Raw genomic sequence first — 15,882 nt, forward strand, 5'->3', positions numbered from 1 at the left:
CGCGCACATCGGGTTCATCCACCCGATACACAGTGTTGACGTGAGTTTCCACCGTGTTGTGTCCAGATCTACCACCACGCTATGCGCTGCTGCCTACCATCGGGCACTTCACGCTTGACAGGTGCGGGACATCACACACATGGAGGAGCGGTCATGACACAGGGTATGGACAGGCGCCCCGGCAGGCGCACGGTGCTGGGTGCGGCGGTGCTGGGGGCAGCCGCCGTCGGCCTCTCCGGCACGGCGCGCGCCGCAGGGCACGGTGCGCCGTACAGGGAGCTGCCGGTCCCCACGGTCATCGGCCACCGCGGCACCGCGGGATACCGTCCCGAGCACACCATCGGCTCGTACCAGCACGCCCTGGACCTCGGCGCGCACATCATCGAGCAGGACGTGGTGCCCACCAGGGACGGGCATCTGATCTGCCGCCACGAGAACGACATCAGCGCGACGACGGACGTGTCAGCGCACCCGGAGTTCGCGGACCGCAGGACCACCAGGACCGTTGACGGCGTCCCCGTCACCGGCTGGTTCACCGAGGACTTCACACTCGCCGAGATCAAGACACTGCGGGCCAAGGAGCGGATTCCGGGCAACCGGCAGCACAACACGCTCTACGACGGCCGCTGGTCCGTGCCGACCTTCGCCGAAGTGCTGCGGTGGGCGGAGCAGGAGGGCCGCAAGCGGGGCAGGCCGGTCTGGCTCTACACCGAGACCAAGCACCCCACTTACTTCCGCAAGCGCGGCCTCGGGCTCGAGGAACCGCTGGTCGCACTGCTCCGCCGGTACGGCCGCGACCACCGCAACTCCCCGCAGTTCCTGCAGTCCTTCGAACCCGGCTCCATCCAGCGCCTGTCCCGGCTCGTCACCACGCCGGCCGTGGTGCTGCTCTCCACCCCCGACAGCCGGCCGTGGGACTTCGTCGAGGCGGGCGACCCGCGCACGGTCGCCGATCTGCAGAGCCCCGGAGGGCTGAAGTGGATCGCCTCCTACGCCCAGGGGATCGGTCCCACGCTCGACTCGGTCATCCCGAAGGACGCCGCGGGACGGCTGACCGAACCGACGTCACTGGTGCGGGACGCCCACGCCCAGGGCCTGCTGCTCCACCCCTACACGATGCGGAACGAGAACACCTTCCTGCCCGCGGACTTCCGGCGGGGCACGGACCCCAACGCCTACGGCGACGCATTCGGCGCCTTCCGGGCGTATTTCGCAACCGGTATCGACGGTGTCTTCTCCGACAACGCCGACACCGCGCTGCTCGCGGCCGCCGACTTCGGCGACCGCTGACGGCTGCCGGCCCTCCCCATACGGGTGACATACGGCCGCCCCGGCAACTGTGCACCGGCGCGCCCGCGTCACGCCCGGCATGGATCTCGTAACCGAACTGAGCCCGCTGCTGGCCGCGGAGGCGGCGGCCGAAGCCTTCGCGGCCGGGGTCGACCCTGCCGATCTCGAACAGGCCGTCTGGGTCAGGCTGCTGGAGCAGACCCCGGACGAACCCAGGCGCTGGGTGCGCTCGGCGGTCCGCGCGGAGGCGCGGCTCGCCCGGCGGCAGGCTCGGCGGGAACTGCCGTACGCCGTCGAGCCCTCCGCCGCCGCCGAGGCGCGCCCGGAGCCGTCCGCCCTGGCCGCGGAGCGGCGCCGCGCGGTGCGGGCGGCGGTCGGCCGGACACCGGGGCGCTGCCCCGAGGTACTGGCCGCGATGCTCTCCCCGGCCGACCCCACCTACCGGGAGATCGCCGGGGAGTTGGGTATGTCACAGGGCAGCCTGGGGCCGGTTCGTTCCCGTTGTCTGAGTTGTCTGCGGCGGATGCTGACGTCGGAGGTTGCGGTGCCCGGCCGGTGGGGAATGGAGCGATAGACAACCGGTGGAACAGGTGAGCGGGAGGCATGCACACATGGGCATGAGCGTGACCATCTCAGCGGCAACGGCACAGGACGCCGAGCAGATTCTGAAGCTGCAGTACCTGTGCTACCAGAGTGAGGCCGAGCTCTACGGCGACTACTCCATCGAACCGCTCACCCAGACCCTCGACGGGCTGCGGGCCGAACTCGCCGAAGGGCACGCGCTGGTCGCCCGGCTCGGCGACGAAGTGGTTGCATCGGTGCGCGGCTGGATCGATGAATCGGGCACGGCCCGCATCTCGAAGCTGATCGTGCATCCGAGGATGCAGCGCCACGGTCTCGGCGGCCGGCTGCTGACCGCCATCGAGGCGCGCTTCGCGTCCGAGCCCTCGGCGAGGCGCTTCCAGCTGTTCACCGGCCACCGCAGCGAGGGCAATCTCCGGTTGTACCGCAGCCATGGCTATGTGCCGGTGTCCACCGAGCAGGCAGGACCGGCCCTGAGGATCGTGACGATGGAGAAGGAGGCGGCGGCCGGGGCGTTCGTGAAGAGCGCCTAAGGGCTGGGCACCGGCGTCCGACCGGCAGCGCCGGCCTTCCGCAACCAGAGCATGCCGAGCACCGGGAGGATCACCGGGATGAAGAGGTAGCCCATCCCGTAGTCCGACCAGACGGTCGCGTCGGGGAAGGCGCCAGGATCGGCCAGCGTCCAGGTGCCGACCACGAGGACGAAGACCAGCTCGGCGGCGCAGCAGACGAGTGCCGCCCTGCGGGCCTTCTCGCCGCCGCGGACCAGTGAGTAGGTGATGAAGCCGTACACCACTGCCGCGACGGCGGACAGGGTGTAGGCGAGCGGGGCCTTTCCGAAGTCCATGATCATCTGGACGATCGAGCGAGACGCCGCGGCGACCGTGAACACTCCGTAGAACCAGACGAGCACCCGGCCCGGGCCGGTGCCCAGCTCGTACCGGGGCTTCTCCTCAGCTGCGGTCATCGTCAGTTTCCCCAGATGTCGTAGAGCCGGACTTCCAGCACGGCCAGAACCACAGCGCCGGCGGCCACCGTGACCGAGCCCCAGCGGGTCCGCTCGGTCAGCGAGAGGAACCCGGCGGCGGGGACGGCCGCGAAGGAGCCGATCAAGTACGCGATGAAGATCGCCTTGCCCTGGTCGGGCTGCTCGCCGCGGGCCAGTTGCACGATGCCGAACACCAGCTGCACCAGCGCGAGTGCGGACACCACGGCCATACCGATGAAGTGCCAGTCCTTGGTGGACTGGTCCCGGTAGGCGGCGTGGCCGCACCAGGCGGCGAGGGCGAGCGCGGTCACGGAGACCGCGACCGTCAGGGCGTCGAGCATGGAGTTGAGGATATTACGGGCCGAAGAACCCGCTGCGCGCGCCCCGGAGCGGTGGGGCCGGAGGTCGTGGCCTTGGCCACAGCCGGGCGGCGCGCGGCCGGCCGCCGACACCCGGGCGGAGCTCGGTCCTCCGGCATCGTTGCAGGTCGTGAGGGGTCGCGGGGCGCGCGACGCCGGCCGTGAAAACCGTCCACGGCCGTCCGCTATGCGGACGCGGGTGATCGGGCCGCCGGCCGGTCTGCTTTACTTGGCGCATGACCACAACGAGCAGCCGCACCCTTGCGACCGAGGCGATCACGACGCCCGGTGCTCGCTGTATGTGTCGAATGCGTACTTTCTGAGGGTCCCCGCCCGAGTCCCGCGCCCCGAAGCGGGACCGAGAGCCGAACCGCTCCCTGCGCGTACATCCCCCAGGTATGCCGGCGAGTTCGCCCCGGACACGACACGTCTTCCGGTTGCCACCGGTCACGGCCGTGCCGCCTTTCAGATGAATGCCCCGTGCCCGGCGGAGACTGCGCCGCGCACTCGACAGTGATGGATTTTCTGTGATCACCACTACCGGCCTGACGAAGGTCTATGCCTCGCGCGGCCGTGAGGTCACCGCTCTGGACGGCGTCGATCTGCACGTCCGCGAGGGCGAGGTGTTCGGCGTGATCGGTCAGAGCGGCGCCGGCAAGTCCTCGCTCATCCGCTGTGTCAACCTGCTGGAGCGCCCCACATCGGGCACGGTGAGCGTCGACGGGATCGACCTCACCGCGCTCGGCGGCCGCGGACGGCGGGCTGGACAGGAGCTGCGCTCGGCGCGCAGCCGGATCGGCATGGTCTTCCAGCACTTCAACCTGCTGTCCTCGCGCACCGTTCAGGACAACGTCGAGCTGCCGCTGGAGATCATCGGGATCTCCGGCAGGGACCGCTCGCGCAGGGCGCTCGAACTCCTCGATCTGGTCGGTCTCGCCGACAAGGCGAAGGCCTACCCGGCGCAGCTCTCGGGAGGCCAGAAGCAGCGCGTCGGAATCGCGCGGGCCCTCGCCGGTGACCCCAAGGTGCTGCTCTCCGACGAGGCGACCTCCGCGCTCGACCCCGAGACCACCCGCTCGATCCTCCAGTTGCTGCGCGACCTGAACCGCCGGCTCGGGCTGACCGTCCTTCTCATCACCCACGAGATGGAGGTCGTCAAGTCGGTCTGCGACTCCGCCGCGCTGATGAAGCGGGGCAGGATCGTGGAGTCGGGGACCGTCGGGGAACTCCTCGCGACGCCCGGCTCCGAACTCGCCCATGAGCTGTTTCCGGTCGGTGGCGAACCGTCCGGCCCCGACCGCACAGTCATCGACATCACCTTCCACGGCGACAGCGCAGGGCGCCCGGTGATCTCCCAGCTCTCCCGTACGTACAACATCGACATCTCGATCCTGGGAGCCGCGATGGACACCGTCGGCGGCCACCAGATCGGCCGGATGCGCATCGAACTGCCCGGCCCCTTCGAGGAGAACGTGGTGCCCATCGGATTCCTGCGCGAGCAGGGCCTCCAGGTCGAAGTGGCCGATACGAAGTCCGGCGCCGCCCCGGCAGCGCTGGTCGAGGAGGGTGTCAAGTGAACTGGTCCGAGATGCAGCCGCTGCTGTCCCAGGGAACCACCGACACCCTCTACATGGTGCTGTGGTCGACGCTCGTCACGGTCCTCGTCGGGCTGCCGCTCGGCGTGCTCCTGGTCCTCACCGACAAGGGCGGACTGCTGCAGAACCGCCCGGTCAACAAGGCCGTCGGCGTGATCGTGAACATCGGGCGTTCGCTGCCGTTCATCATTCTGCTGATCGCCCTGATCCCCTTCACCACCCTCGTGGTCGGCACCTTCATCGGCCCGACCGCGATGATCGTCCCGCTGGCGATCGGAGCGATACCCTTCTTCGCCCGGCTCGTCGAGACGGCGGTCCGCGAGGTCGACCACGGGCTGGTCGAAGCGGTCCAGTCGATGGGCGGAAGCGTGCCCACCATCGTGCGCAAGGTGCTGCTGCCGCAGTCGCTGCCCTCGCTGATCTCCGGAGTCACCACCACCGTCATCGTGCTGATCGGCTACTCCGCGATGGCCGGTGCGGTCGGCGGCGAGGGCCTCGGCTCCAAGGCGATCACCTATGGATACCAGCGCTTCGAGAACGACTTCATGATCGCAACGGTGATCGTGCTGGTCGTGATCGTCACCGTGATCCAGCTGCTGGGCGACGGCGCGGTACGGCTCCTGGAGCGCCGGGGCCGCACCTCTTCGTAGAACTTCTCTCCCCCAGAGCCCGCACTCCTTGTCCGGGCGTCTTTCCGCACCACCAGAAAGAGGCACTTTTCGTGCGTAACTCGATCAAAATAACCGTGTCCGCCGCCGCCACCGCCGCACTGGCCTTCGGCCTCACCGCCTGCGGCACCTCGTCCGACCCGTCGAGCAAGCCGGAGGGCGCGGACGCCGACACGAGCAAGGCGCTGGTCGTCGCCGCCTCCCCGGTCCCGCACGCGGACATCCTCAACTACGTCAGGACGCACCTCGCGGCGAAGGCCGGCCTCAAGCTCCAGGTCAAGGAGTTCACGGACTACGTGCTGCCGAACAGGGCCACCCAGAGCGGCCAGGTCGACGCCAACTTCTTCCAGCACAAGCCGTACCTCGACGACTTCAACAAGAAGAACCACACCACCCTGGTGCCGGTCGTCAGCGTGCACCTGGAGCCGCTCGGTCTGTACTCCAAGAAGGACAAGGACCTCGCGTCCGTCAAGCCGGGCCAGACGGTCGCGGTCCCCAACGACACGACCAACGAGGGCCGCGCGCTCAAGCTGCTCGCCGACAACGGTCTGATCAAGCTCAGGTCCGGAGTGGGCCAGGACGCCCAGCTCTCCGACATCCAGGACGCCAAGGGCCTGAAGTTCAAGGAGCTCGAGGCGGCCACGCTGCCGCGCGCCCTCGCCGACGTCGACGCGGCGGTCATCAACGGCAACTACGCCCTCGACGCGAAGCTGAAGCCGAGCAGGGACGCGCTGGTGCTGGAGAAGGCGGCCGGCAACCCCTACGCCAACCTCCTCGTCGTCAAGAAGGGCGGCGAGCAGGACCCGCGCGTGCAGAAGCTCGCCAAACTCCTGAACTCCGCTCAGGTGAAGAAGTACATCGAGGACAAGTACCAGGGCGCGGTCATCCCCGCCTTCGGAGCCGTCAAGTCCTGACACCCGTACGGTTCTTGTGGACCGGGGCCCCGCATACCCTCACGTGGTACGCGGGGCCTTCCCGCGGCCACCCGGCCATGCGGAGCGCGGTCCCCATGCTGCATGCTGTGCCTTTACGTCGGTCCCGGCCATGGAGCAGCGCATGACGACCACCTTCCCGGACATCTCCATCAGCACGGACCGGCTGGTGCTGCGCCCCTTCGAGGAGTCGGACATCCCGCCGCTGGTGGACATGATGAACGACGAGATGGTCACCACCTGGACGTCGGCGCCGCACCCCTACCAGCGCATCGACGGTGAACGCTGGGTCCGCAGGATCGCTCCGGCGGAGCGCAGCTCCGGGCGCGGCATCGTTCTCGCGGTCACCGAGTTCCTCACCCAGCGGCTGGTGGGCACCATCCACCTGCGTGCCACCGACCGGCGTACCCTCGCCACCGAGGTCCGCTACATCACAGCGCACTGGGCGCGCGGTGAGGGCTATGCCACCGAGTCGGTGCTCGCCATCGCCCAGTGGCTCTTCCGCGATCAGCACTTCGAGCGCATCGAGCTGCGCACCCCCGCGGACGACACCGCGGCGCAGCAGGTCGCCCAGAAGATCGGCTGCATCAGTGAAGGCGTCCTGCGCAATGCCTGGATAGCGCGTACCCAGACCGAGGACGGCGGCTGGACCGACATCCGTACCGATCTCATCGTGTGGAGCCTGCTCCCCGAGGACCTGGACGGGGTCGCCGAGCAACTGGCCGACGCGAACGGCTACGGAACCTTCAACGACTGGAACTGACCCCCTCGTCCCGGCTCTGCCGCAGCGGGTACCCTCAAGTGCCCTTCCTGTCCCACTCCACCTGCAACAACACCAGGAGACTGACGACGATGGCCGACCGGGTCACGGTGATCGGCTGGGACGGTTCGCCCCTGACCGCAGCCGCCAGGTCCGCCCTCTCCGCGGCCACGCTGGTCGCCGGGGCCGCGCATCACCTCGCGCTCCCCGAAGTACCGGCCGGAGCGGAGAGAATCCGCCTCGGCAGTGTGAGCCTGGCCGCCCGGCGGATCGCGGGCCACCGCGGCAGCGCGGTCGTACTGGCCGACGGCGACCCCGGCTTCCACGGTGTCGTGCGCACGCTGCGCGTGCCCGAATACGGCCTCGAGGTCGAGGTGGTGCCCGCCGTATCGTCCGTCGCCGCGGCCTTTGCCCGGGCCGGGATGCCCTGGGACGACGCGGAGGTCGTGGTGGCGCACCCGCGCACGCTCCGGCGTGCCGTCAATGTGTGCCGGGCGAACCCCAAGGTCGCGGTTCTCACCTCACCCGGTGCCGGGCCCGCCGAGCTGGCGCTGCTCCTCGAAGGTGTGCACCGGACCTTCGTCATCTGTGAGGAACTCGGCACCGACCGCGAGGAAGTCACCGTGCTGACCTCCGACAAGGCCGCCGACCACGCATGGCGCGACCCCAATGTGGTCATTGTCATCGGTGGGGCAGGCAACGCCGACGTCCCGGTCGTACGGGGCTGGGCACTGCCGGCCGCCGAGTACGGAGAAGGGCTGGGCAAGGGCGAGCACGCCGGCCTGCGCGCGGCCCAGCTGGCCCGTCTCGGCCCGGCCACCGGCGATCTGGTCTGGGACATCGGCTGCGGCAGCGGGGCCCTTGCGGCCGAGGCGGCCCGTTTCGGCGCCGCGGTCATCGCAGTCGACGCCGACCCGGAGGCCTGCGCCCGTGCCGATGCCGTGGCCCGGCACTTCGGCGTTCAGCTGCAGGTCGTCCACGGCCGCGCACCCCATGTACTCGAGCGGCTGCCCGAGCCCGATGTCGTACGGATCGGGGGCGGGGGAGTGGCAGTTGTGGTCGCCTGCGCCGACCGCAGGCCCGCGCGCATCGTCACCCACGCGGGCACGCGGGACGAGGCCGAGGCGCTCTGCGCCGCCCTCGCGGACGGCGGCTACGTCGTCGAATGCGCACTGCTGCAGTCCGTCGGCCTCGACACCGGTTCCTGGGCCGAGAAGGAGCGCTCCGTAGTGTTCCTGGTCTCCGGCCGGCGTCCGGAGAGCGGCCCCTGACCCTCCCCCGGAACAGCGCGGGGTAGGCTGGCCGACTGTTGTACCGCAGCTGGAGGTTCGGCGCTTCGTTCGCCAATGTCCGGAAAAAGGAACCGTTTTGGGGCCTGATGTGGTACGGCGACACCGGGGGACGCGCAACGTGGCGCAGCCCACAGCGAACCCGGGCAGGAACCACTGCCCGGCGCTGAACGACCGTGACAATACTGAGTGTCCGCAGGCCTTTCGTGCCGCGCGGCGCGCCCGCTCGTTGTTCTCAGTACGGGCGTCCCGGTAAAGGGCTGAAGGAGCACTATGGATGGGCGAGGGGTACGCATGACCGACACCGGCCAGATCCCGGGCGAGGGACAGCCGGAGAGCGCAGGCGCGGTGGAGCAGCCGGGCAGCCCCGCCCCCGGCGTCTACCCCTACCTCGACCCCTCCGAGACTCCCACCGAGGACGACGATCTGCTGCTGATGCCCGGCGCACAGGGTGCCTGGAGCGAGCCCCAGCCGCAGTTCGAGCAGCAGGCGGCCGAGGCCGTGGCGCCGATGCCCGAGCCGGGCGCGCACGAGACCGGCGGCCGCGACACCGGGTCCGTGGACCTCGGGGCCGTACGGGCCCCGGTGGCCCAGCCCGCGGCCGCGACGACACCACCACCGCTGCGCAGGCCGCTGCATCTGGGCCCGCCGGTGCCCGACACATCGGGTGGTGTGGTGCGTTCGCTGGCCGACCGCGGTCCCACCGCGCCCCCGGCGCCCGCGGTCCAGACACCCCCGGTACCCGTACGTGAGGCCGGGCAGCAGACCCTGGGCCCGGAGTACCTGGACTTCACCCGCGCCGATGAGCCGGTGCTCCCCGGTCCGCAGCTCGGCGAGATTCCTCCGCAGGCCGCGACGGCCTGGGCCCCGGAGCCGGCGGCGCCCGTCCAGGACGGCGCGCCGTCCGCTGCTCAACTGCCGCACGCATCCCCGCAGAACCTCGTCGGCGCGGCAGAAACGGTCGCTCCCGAGCCTGCGGCCGCCCCCGCCGGGACCCCCGCGGGTCCGGTGCCGGACACCGCAGCCCCGCACCCCGCAGCCGCACCTGAGCCGTACGGCTCCGCGCCCGTTGCGGCGCCCGAACCGGAGGCCGCCTTCGGCCTGGCCGAGGATCCGATCGCTCCGGCGGCATATCCGGCCGCTGCGCCGGCCACCGACATGGCCGCCCCGGACTTCGCCACGGACATGACCGCTCCGGCCGGCCCGCCTGCCCCCGCCGAGTACCCGGACGGGCAGATCGCCGGCTCTGTCCCCGGACAGGGCGGTACGAACGGTGCCGCACCTGTGCAGCCGCCGGGGTCAGGTGCGGAGCCGACCGTGCAGCCCTCCGTGGAGCTGCCCGTCGTGCCGGTGACGGTGCCTGCCGCGGAGGCGGCCGATGACCCGTCCGCCGGGGCCGCCACCGAGCCCGCGGCCGAGCCGGCGGCGGAAACCACAGCCGAGTCCGAGTCCGCCGTCGTGTCCGCTGCCCTGCCTGAGCCGCCGGCCGAGCCCGAGCCCGTCCAGGAGTCCGCCCCGGTCGCGGCGGCCGCCCCGGCAGCGGAGGCCGCGCCGGCCGATGCCGTCGGCCAGGAGGCCGTGCCCGTGCCCGATGCGGTACCGATAGAGACCGGGGATCAGCAGCAGCCGGAGCCGGCAGCGGCTGCCGTGCCCGCTCCCCGTCACGGGGAGCCGGCGCCGAACGCCGTCGCACCCGTGGTGATGATCCCGGAGCAGGGGTCGCAGGCGGGAGCATTGTCCGACGCTGTGGCCGGGCCGGTTGCCGTGACGGAACCCGTCGCCGTGACCGAGCCCGTGGAGGCGCCGCTTCCCGAGTCCGCCCCGGAGGCCGGGCCCGTGGAGGTCACATCGGATGCCGGACCCGAGCCCGTCCGCGCCGCCGCCCCTGCCTTCGACGACGCCGAGCGCGAAGCCGTGCTGCGGGTCATCCGGGAGCGCCGGGACATCCGTAACGGTTTCCGCAGCGACCCCATCCCGCACGAGGTGCTGCTACGCGTCCTCGAGGCGGCGCACACCGCGCCGAGCGTCGGCCACTCCCAGCCCTGGGACTTCGTCGTCATCCGCTCGGCCGAGACCCGCCGTTCCATGCACGAGCTGGCGCAGCGTCAGCGTGAGGCCTACGCCAAGTCGCTCCCCAAGAGCCGTGCCAAGCAGTTCAAGGAAATGAAGATCGAGGCCATCCTCGACACCCCGGTGAACATTGTCGTCACCGCGGACCCCACCCGTGGCGGCCGCCACACCCTCGGCCGGCACACCCAGCCGCAGATGGCGCCCTATTCCTCCGCGCTCGCCGTGGAGAACCTCTGGCTCGCCGCCCGCGCCGAGGGCCTCGGAGTCGGCTGGGTCAGCTTCTTCGACGAGCGTGAGATGGTCCGTGCCCTCGGACTGCCCGAACATCTGGAAGTCGTCGCCTATCTCTGCGTGGGATACGTCGACGAGTTCCCCGAGGAGCCCGAGCTGATGCAGGCGGGCTGGTCCAAGCGCCGCCCGCTGTCCTGGGTGGTCCACGAGGAGACCTACGGCCGCCGAGCCCTGCCCGGCGAGGAGCCGCACGACCTCCTCCAGGAGACGATCACCAACATCAGGCCGCTCGACGCCAAGGCGCTCGGCGAGGCGTGGGAGCGCCAGAAGCGGATGACCAAGCCCGCCGGTGCGCTGGGCATGCTGGAGATCATTTCCGCGCAGCTCAGCGGACTCTCCCGGATGTGCCCGCCGCCGGTCCCGGAGCCCGCGGCTGTGGCGATCTTCGCGGGTGACCACGGGGTGCACGCCCAGGGCGTCACCGCGTGGCCCCAGGAAGTGACCTCCCAGATGGTCGCCAACTTCCTGGGGGGCGGGGCCGTGTGCAACGCCTTCGCCAACCAGGTCGGTGCCGAGGTCTGCGTCGTCGACGTGGGTGTCGTCGGAGATCTCCCCGCCACCCCGGGACTGCTGCCCCGCAAGGTCCGGGCCGGAACGGGCGACTTCACCACCGGCCCCGCACTCACCCGCGAGGAGGTGCTGGCCGCGATCGAGGTCGGCATCGAGACCGCCCGTGACCTGGTGGCGGCCGGCAACAAGGGACTGCTCACCGGAGAGATGGGCATCGCCAACACCACCGTGTCGGCCGCCCTGATCTGCGTGTACACCGGACAGGACCCGGCCGAGGTCACCGGCCGCGGTACCGGGATCAACGACGAGATGCACGCGCGCAAGGTCGATGTGGTCCGCCGCGCACTCGAGCTCCACCAGCCCGACCCCACCGACCCCATCGGGGTACTCGCGTCGGTGGGCGGCCTGGAACACGCCGCGCTGGTCGGCTTCCTGCTCGGTGGCGCCTCACTGCGTACACCGGTCATCCTCGACGGGGTGAGTGCCGGAGCCGCGGCGCTCGTCGCCCGCGCGATCGCCCCCGAGGCACTGGCGGCCTGCATCGCGGGCCACCGCAGCGCCGAGCCCGGCCATGTCGCCGCCCTGAACAAGCTGGGGCTGCGCCCGCTGGTCGACCTCGACCTCCGTCTGGGCGAAGGCACCGGTGCGCTGCTCGCGCTGCCCGTGGTCCAGAGCGCGGCCAGGGCGATGCACGAGGTCGCGACGTTCGACTCGGCAGGCGTCACGGAGAAGTAGCACGGCAGTCCGGGCGAGGGGCCGGGGCAGCAGGTCCCGGCCCCTCGCCCAGTGCCCCACGCAGGGGGAACGTAAAGTGTCCCCGGGGCTGTCACCCCGTCCCACCAGCCGCTTCACCGACGCAGCGGCGCCCGTCGCACCACTCCCCGCGCGAGGAGCCAGCCACGCCATGGCCGAGCACGTCGAGTACCCCGCCTACCCCGTAGGTCTCCGCCTCTCCGGGCGGCGCGTCGTCGTGATCGGCGGCGGCCAGGTCGCCCAGCGGCGCCTGCCCACCCTCATCGCGGCCGGCAGCGACATCGTCCTGGTCTCTCCCTCGGCGACGCCGTCCGTCGAAGCGATGGCCGAGGCGGGCGAGATCCGCTGGGAGCGGCGCCGGTACACCGAAGGCGACCTGACCGACGCCTGGTACGTCCTGATCGCGACGGGCGACACCGAGGCGAACGAACGGGTGTCCGCGGAGGCCGAGCGTAACCGGATCTGGTGCGTGCGCAGCGATGACGCCGAAGCCGCCACAGCATGGACGCCGGCCACCGGGCGCAGCGAGGGGGTGACCGTTGCCGTCCTCACCGGCCGTGACCCGCGCCGTTCGGCGGCGGTACGCGACGCGATCGTGGACGGCCTGCGCGACGGGACCCTCGCCGCCCGTCACCACCGCGCGCGTTCGCAAGCCGCGGCCGTCGCCCTGGTGGGCGGCGGCCCCGGCGACCCTGACCTGATCACGGTGCGCGGCCGCCGGCTGCTCGCCGAGGCCGACGTCGTGATCGCCGACCGGCTCGGCCCGCGCGATCTCCTCGACGAGCTGCCCCCGCATGTCGAGGTGATCGACGCCGCGAAGATCCCCTACGGCCGTTTCATGGCACAGGAGGCCATCAACAACGCGCTCATCGAGCACGCCAAGGCGGGCAGGACCGTCGTACGGCTCAAGGGAGGCGATCCCTTTGTCTTCGGCCGGGGCATGGAGGAGGCCGAGGCACTTGCCGAAGCCGGTATCCCGTACACGGTGGTGCCCGGTATCTCCAGCTCCATCAGTGTCCCCGGCGCGGCCGGGATCCCGGTCACCCATCGAGGTGTGGCCCATGAGTTCACGGTGGTCAGCGGGCATGTCGCCCCGGACGACGAGCGTTCCCTCGTCGACTGGCCCGCGCTCGCCGCGCTGCGCGGCACCCTGGTCGTACTGATGGGCGTCGACAAGATCGCGGCCATCGCCCGGACCCTGATCGAGCACGGAAAAGCACCGGATACCCCCGTGGCCCTGGTACAGGAGGGCACCACGGCCGCACAGCGGCGCGTCGACGCCACACTGGCGACCGTGGGCGAGAAGGCCAGGTCCGAGGGTGTGCGTCCGCCTGCCGTCATCGTCATCGGCGCCGTCGTGGGTGTCGGCCCCACCGGCAAACCGCAGTAGCCGCCCGCGTGCCCAGCCGTTGGCACCCCGTCCAGGACAAGGCAGTATCACCCTGTGGCTGAACTCATCACCGTCGATGATCCGGAAGACCCCCGTCTGCGGGACTACACCGGCCTGACCGACGTCGAACTGCGCCGCAGACGTGAGCCGGCCGAGGGCCTGTTCATCGCCGAGGGCGAGAAGGTCATCCGGCGTGCCGGGCTGGCCGGGTACGAGATGCGCTCCATGCTGCTGTCGGCCAAATGGGTCGAGGTGATGCGCGACGTCATCGACGAAATGACGGCCCCGGTCTACGCGGTGAGCCCCGATCTGGCGGAGCGGGTGACCGGCTATCACGTCCACCGTGGAGCCCTCGCCTCGATGCAGCGCAAGCCGCTGCCGGGCTCCGACGACCTGCTCGGGACGGCCCGGCGCATCGCCGTCCTGGAATCGGTCAACGACCACACCAACATCGGCGCCATCTTCCGCAGCGCGGCGGCGCTCGGCATGGACGCGGTACTGCTCTCGCCGGACTGCGCCGACCCGCTCTACCGTCGTTCGGTCAAGGTCTCGATGGGCGCGGTCTTCGCCGTTCCCTACGCGCGTCTGGACACCTGGCCCAAGGGCCTGGAGACCGTACGCGAGGCGGGCTTCAGACTGCTGGCGCTCACCCCGGACGTGAAAGCGACGGCCATCGAGGAGGCCGCCCCCCACCGGCTCGACCGGGTCGCTCTGATGCTGGGTGCCGAAGGGGAGGGCCTCTCCACCCGGGCCCTGGTCGCCGCCGACGCATGGGTACGCATTCCGATGGCACACGGTGTGGACTCGCTGAACGTGGGAGCGGCCGCCGCCGTGGCGTTCTACGCGGTGGCGACGGGCCGCCCGCAGGACTGACGGACGGCGTGGGCCGCCGCAAGCCGCGGGACTGACCGACAGCGCCGCGGGACTGACGGGTGCCCAGCTCAGAACTGCTGCGCCGCGGCGATCCCGACCAGAACGATCAGCGTCACCACGACGAACACGATCAGCCTCTGCCGCATCATCCGCGGGCTGGGCCCCGGCCGCCGTCCCGCCGATGTCGGACGGGTGCCGGGCCTGGTGCCAGGACGGCTGTTCGTCCGGCCGTTGGAGCGGCTCGTACCGCGCGCCGCGGGGCGGGCGCCGCTCCGCGGGGACGAGGAGCGCGAGGCCTGTGGCCGCGGTGTGGGCGCGCCCTCCGCGCGGCGCTGGGTCTGCTGCTCCGTGTACGGTCCGGCGAGCCGCCCGGTGGGCCGGTCCGCCTCGGCCGCGCGGCGCTGCGCGGGCGGCCGGCTCTCGGGGAGACCCTGTGCCTCGCGGGCCGCGATCTCCTTGAGGCGCATGGAGAGTTGGAGGGTGCTCGGCCGGTCCTCGGGGTCCTTGGCGAGGCAGGCCCTCACCAGCGGTGCGAGGGCGTCGTGCACCTCGTACAGATGGGGTTCCTCGTGCACGACGCGATAGAGCATCACCTCGGAACTGCCGTGTCCGAAAGGCGAGTCCGCCGTTGCGGCGTAGGCCAGAGTGGCGCCCAGCGCGAACACGTCGGTGGCGGGCGTGACCATGGCGCCTCGCACCTGCTCGGGTGCGAGGAAGCCGGGGGACCCGACCGCGGTCCCGACATGGGTGAGTGTGCTGGCCCCGGTGGCCCAGGCGATCCCGAAGTCGATGATCCGGGGGCCCTTGGGCGAGAGCAGGATGTTCGACGGCTTGAGATCGCGGTGTACGACCCCCGCCTCGTGCACCGCGACCAGGCCCTCGGAGAGCGCTGCCCCGATGGAGGCCACCTCCGCGGCCGAGAGCGGCCCCTCGTCCGCCACCTTGTCGTGCAGCGAGGGACCGGGGACGTACTGGGTGGCGAACCAGGGGCGCTCGGCCTCCAGGTCGGCGGCGACCAGCCGGGCCGTGCAGCCGCCCCTGATCCGCCGTGCGGCCGACACCTCGCGTGCGAAACGCGAACGGAACTCCTGGTCCTCGGCGAGATCCGGCCGGATGACCTTGAGCGCCACCCGCTGCCCACGCCGGTCGGAGCCCAGGTACACCACCCCCATGCCGCCCGCGCCGAGCCGCCGGTGAAGTCTGAACGAGCCGACGACACGCGGATCCTCGCGCCGGAGCCGCATCATCGCCATGTCCATCCCCGCTGCCCGGTCCGTCTGACGAGGCACAGCTTACGTACCCGCGGGCCGGTGTGCTCATAGGCCGCGCCCTCACGGCCCGATCGATTGTCAGTGCCGGACAGGAAAAGGTGAAGCGGGGTCAGCGGGGCGCGGACGCGGGCCTGCTGACCCGGGTGAAATCCCAAGCCTCTTCAGAAGAAGGGGCCTTGGGGACGCGGAGGGCGGCCCGCCGGGGACAGCCGAGGGCCCGGGACCGGCCTCTCGTGCCTGCCGCCTGGTGGCAGGCCGGGC

At 71.1% G+C, this 15,882-nt stretch carries 14 protein-coding genes; 11 read left to right on the top strand and 3 right to left on the bottom strand.

What is annotated here, in order from left to right; all coding sequences use genetic code 11:
• The first annotated feature begins 153 nt into the window (after positions 1-153).
• The 3 genes from OHS16_RS26530 (at position 154) to OHS16_RS26540 (ending at position 2,405) form a co-directional block, all read left to right on the top strand.
• The gene (locus OHS16_RS26530; RefSeq protein ID WP_328539767.1) at positions 154-1,290 is read left to right on the top strand and encodes a glycerophosphodiester phosphodiesterase; all 1,137 of its coding nucleotides are present in this window, start codon (positions 154-156) and stop codon (positions 1,288-1,290) included.
• Between the two features lie 79 nt (positions 1,291-1,369).
• Positions 1,370-1,864, top strand: a complete 495-nt coding sequence (locus tag OHS16_RS26535; protein ID WP_328539768.1) for a sigma-70 family RNA polymerase sigma factor — start codon at positions 1,370-1,372, stop codon at positions 1,862-1,864.
• Between the two features lie 37 nt (positions 1,865-1,901).
• A complete protein-coding gene (locus tag OHS16_RS26540; protein WP_328539769.1) occupies positions 1,902-2,405 on the top strand; it encodes a GNAT family N-acetyltransferase in 504 nt (167 codons plus the stop codon).
• Here OHS16_RS26540 and OHS16_RS26545 read toward each other — a convergent pair.
• Both OHS16_RS26545 and OHS16_RS26550 read right to left on the bottom strand, forming a co-directional pair.
• Positions 2,402-2,839 carry a hypothetical protein gene (locus OHS16_RS26545; protein ID WP_328539770.1) on the bottom strand — a complete coding sequence of 146 codons (438 nt, stop codon included), beginning with the start codon at positions 2,837-2,839 and terminating at the stop codon, positions 2,402-2,404. The two genes, OHS16_RS26540 and OHS16_RS26545, sit on opposite strands and share 4 nt — an antisense overlap.
• Positions 2,840-2,841: 2 nt before the next feature.
• Entirely contained in the window at positions 2,842-3,201 is a 360-nt protein-coding gene (locus OHS16_RS26550; protein ID WP_328539771.1) for a hypothetical protein, read from the bottom strand.
• 545 nt (positions 3,202-3,746) lie between these two features.
• Here OHS16_RS26550 and OHS16_RS26555 point away from each other — a divergent pair.
• The 8 genes from OHS16_RS26555 (at position 3,747) to OHS16_RS26590 (ending at position 14,350) form a co-directional block, all read left to right on the top strand.
• The gene (locus OHS16_RS26555; RefSeq protein WP_328539772.1) at positions 3,747-4,796 is read left to right on the top strand and encodes a methionine ABC transporter ATP-binding protein; all 1,050 of its coding nucleotides are present in this window, start codon (positions 3,747-3,749) and stop codon (positions 4,794-4,796) included.
• The gene (locus tag OHS16_RS26560; protein ID WP_328539773.1) at positions 4,793-5,464 is read left to right on the top strand and encodes a methionine ABC transporter permease; all 672 of its coding nucleotides are present in this window, start codon (positions 4,793-4,795) and stop codon (positions 5,462-5,464) included. Before OHS16_RS26555 ends, OHS16_RS26560 begins: the two co-directional genes overlap by 4 nt.
• 71 nt (positions 5,465-5,535) lie before the next feature.
• Positions 5,536-6,396 carry a MetQ/NlpA family ABC transporter substrate-binding protein gene (locus OHS16_RS26565; protein ID WP_328539774.1) on the top strand — a complete coding sequence of 287 codons (861 nt, stop codon included), beginning with the start codon at positions 5,536-5,538 and terminating at the stop codon, positions 6,394-6,396.
• A gap of 142 nt (positions 6,397-6,538) precedes the next feature.
• A complete protein-coding gene (locus OHS16_RS26570) occupies positions 6,539-7,177 on the top strand; it encodes a GNAT family N-acetyltransferase (RefSeq protein WP_328539775.1) in 639 nt (212 codons plus the stop codon).
• An 89-nt stretch (positions 7,178-7,266) separates the two neighbouring features.
• Positions 7,267-8,445: a precorrin-6y C5,15-methyltransferase (decarboxylating) subunit CbiE gene (gene cbiE / locus OHS16_RS26575; protein WP_328540996.1), complete on the top strand. Its 1,179-nt coding sequence runs from the start codon at positions 7,267-7,269 to the stop codon at positions 8,443-8,445.
• A gap of 312 nt (positions 8,446-8,757) precedes the next feature.
• A complete protein-coding gene (cobT, locus tag OHS16_RS26580; RefSeq protein ID WP_328539776.1) occupies positions 8,758-12,069 on the top strand; it encodes a nicotinate-nucleotide--dimethylbenzimidazole phosphoribosyltransferase in 3,312 nt (1,103 codons plus the stop codon).
• A gap of 169 nt (positions 12,070-12,238) precedes the next feature.
• Positions 12,239-13,477 (top strand): uroporphyrinogen-III C-methyltransferase, encoded by a 1,239-nt coding sequence (cobA, locus tag OHS16_RS26585; RefSeq protein WP_328539777.1) that lies wholly within the window; start codon positions 12,239-12,241, stop codon positions 13,475-13,477.
• 54 nt (positions 13,478-13,531) lie between these two features.
• Complete coding sequence (locus tag OHS16_RS26590; protein WP_328539778.1) at positions 13,532-14,350, top strand: TrmH family RNA methyltransferase; 819 nt, start codon at positions 13,532-13,534, stop codon at positions 14,348-14,350.
• A 68-nt stretch (positions 14,351-14,418) separates the two neighbouring features.
• On the opposite strand, the gene OHS16_RS26595 is transcribed toward OHS16_RS26590, so the two are convergent.
• A complete protein-coding gene (locus OHS16_RS26595; RefSeq protein ID WP_328540997.1) occupies positions 14,419-15,603 on the bottom strand; it encodes a serine/threonine-protein kinase in 1,185 nt (394 codons plus the stop codon).
• Positions 15,604-15,882: the final 279 nt, after the last annotated feature.

Source organism: Streptomyces sp. NBC_00344 (genome assembly GCF_036088315.1).
In the GTDB taxonomy this organism is placed as follows: domain Bacteria; phylum Actinomycetota; class Actinomycetes; order Streptomycetales; family Streptomycetaceae; genus Streptomyces.

What these genes read in the sequence shown, in the direction of transcription:
- OHS16_RS26530 (WP_328539767.1), top strand. Translation starts at nt 154, where the DNA reads ATGACACAGGGTATGGACAGGCGCCCCGGCAGGCGCACGGTGCTGGGT.
- cobA (WP_328539777.1), top strand. Translation starts at nt 12,239, where the DNA reads ATGGCCGAGCACGTCGAGTACCCCGCCTACCCCGTAGGTCTCCGCCTC.
- OHS16_RS26595 (WP_328540997.1), bottom strand. Translation starts at nt 15,603, where the DNA reads ATGGCGATGATGCGGCTCCGGCGCGAGGATCCGCGTGTCGTCGGCTCG.
- cbiE (WP_328540996.1), top strand. Translation starts at nt 7,267, where the DNA reads ATGGCCGACCGGGTCACGGTGATCGGCTGGGACGGTTCGCCCCTGACC.
- OHS16_RS26550 (WP_328539771.1), bottom strand. Translation starts at nt 3,201, where the DNA reads ATGCTCGACGCCCTGACGGTCGCGGTCTCCGTGACCGCGCTCGCCCTC.
- OHS16_RS26540 (WP_328539769.1), top strand. Translation starts at nt 1,902, where the DNA reads ATGGGCATGAGCGTGACCATCTCAGCGGCAACGGCACAGGACGCCGAG.
- cobT (WP_328539776.1), top strand. Translation starts at nt 8,758, where the DNA reads ATGACCGACACCGGCCAGATCCCGGGCGAGGGACAGCCGGAGAGCGCA.
- OHS16_RS26535 (WP_328539768.1), top strand. Translation starts at nt 1,370, where the DNA reads ATGGATCTCGTAACCGAACTGAGCCCGCTGCTGGCCGCGGAGGCGGCG.
- OHS16_RS26570 (WP_328539775.1), top strand. Translation starts at nt 6,539, where the DNA reads ATGACGACCACCTTCCCGGACATCTCCATCAGCACGGACCGGCTGGTG.
- OHS16_RS26545 (WP_328539770.1), bottom strand. Translation starts at nt 2,839, where the DNA reads ATGACCGCAGCTGAGGAGAAGCCCCGGTACGAGCTGGGCACCGGCCCG.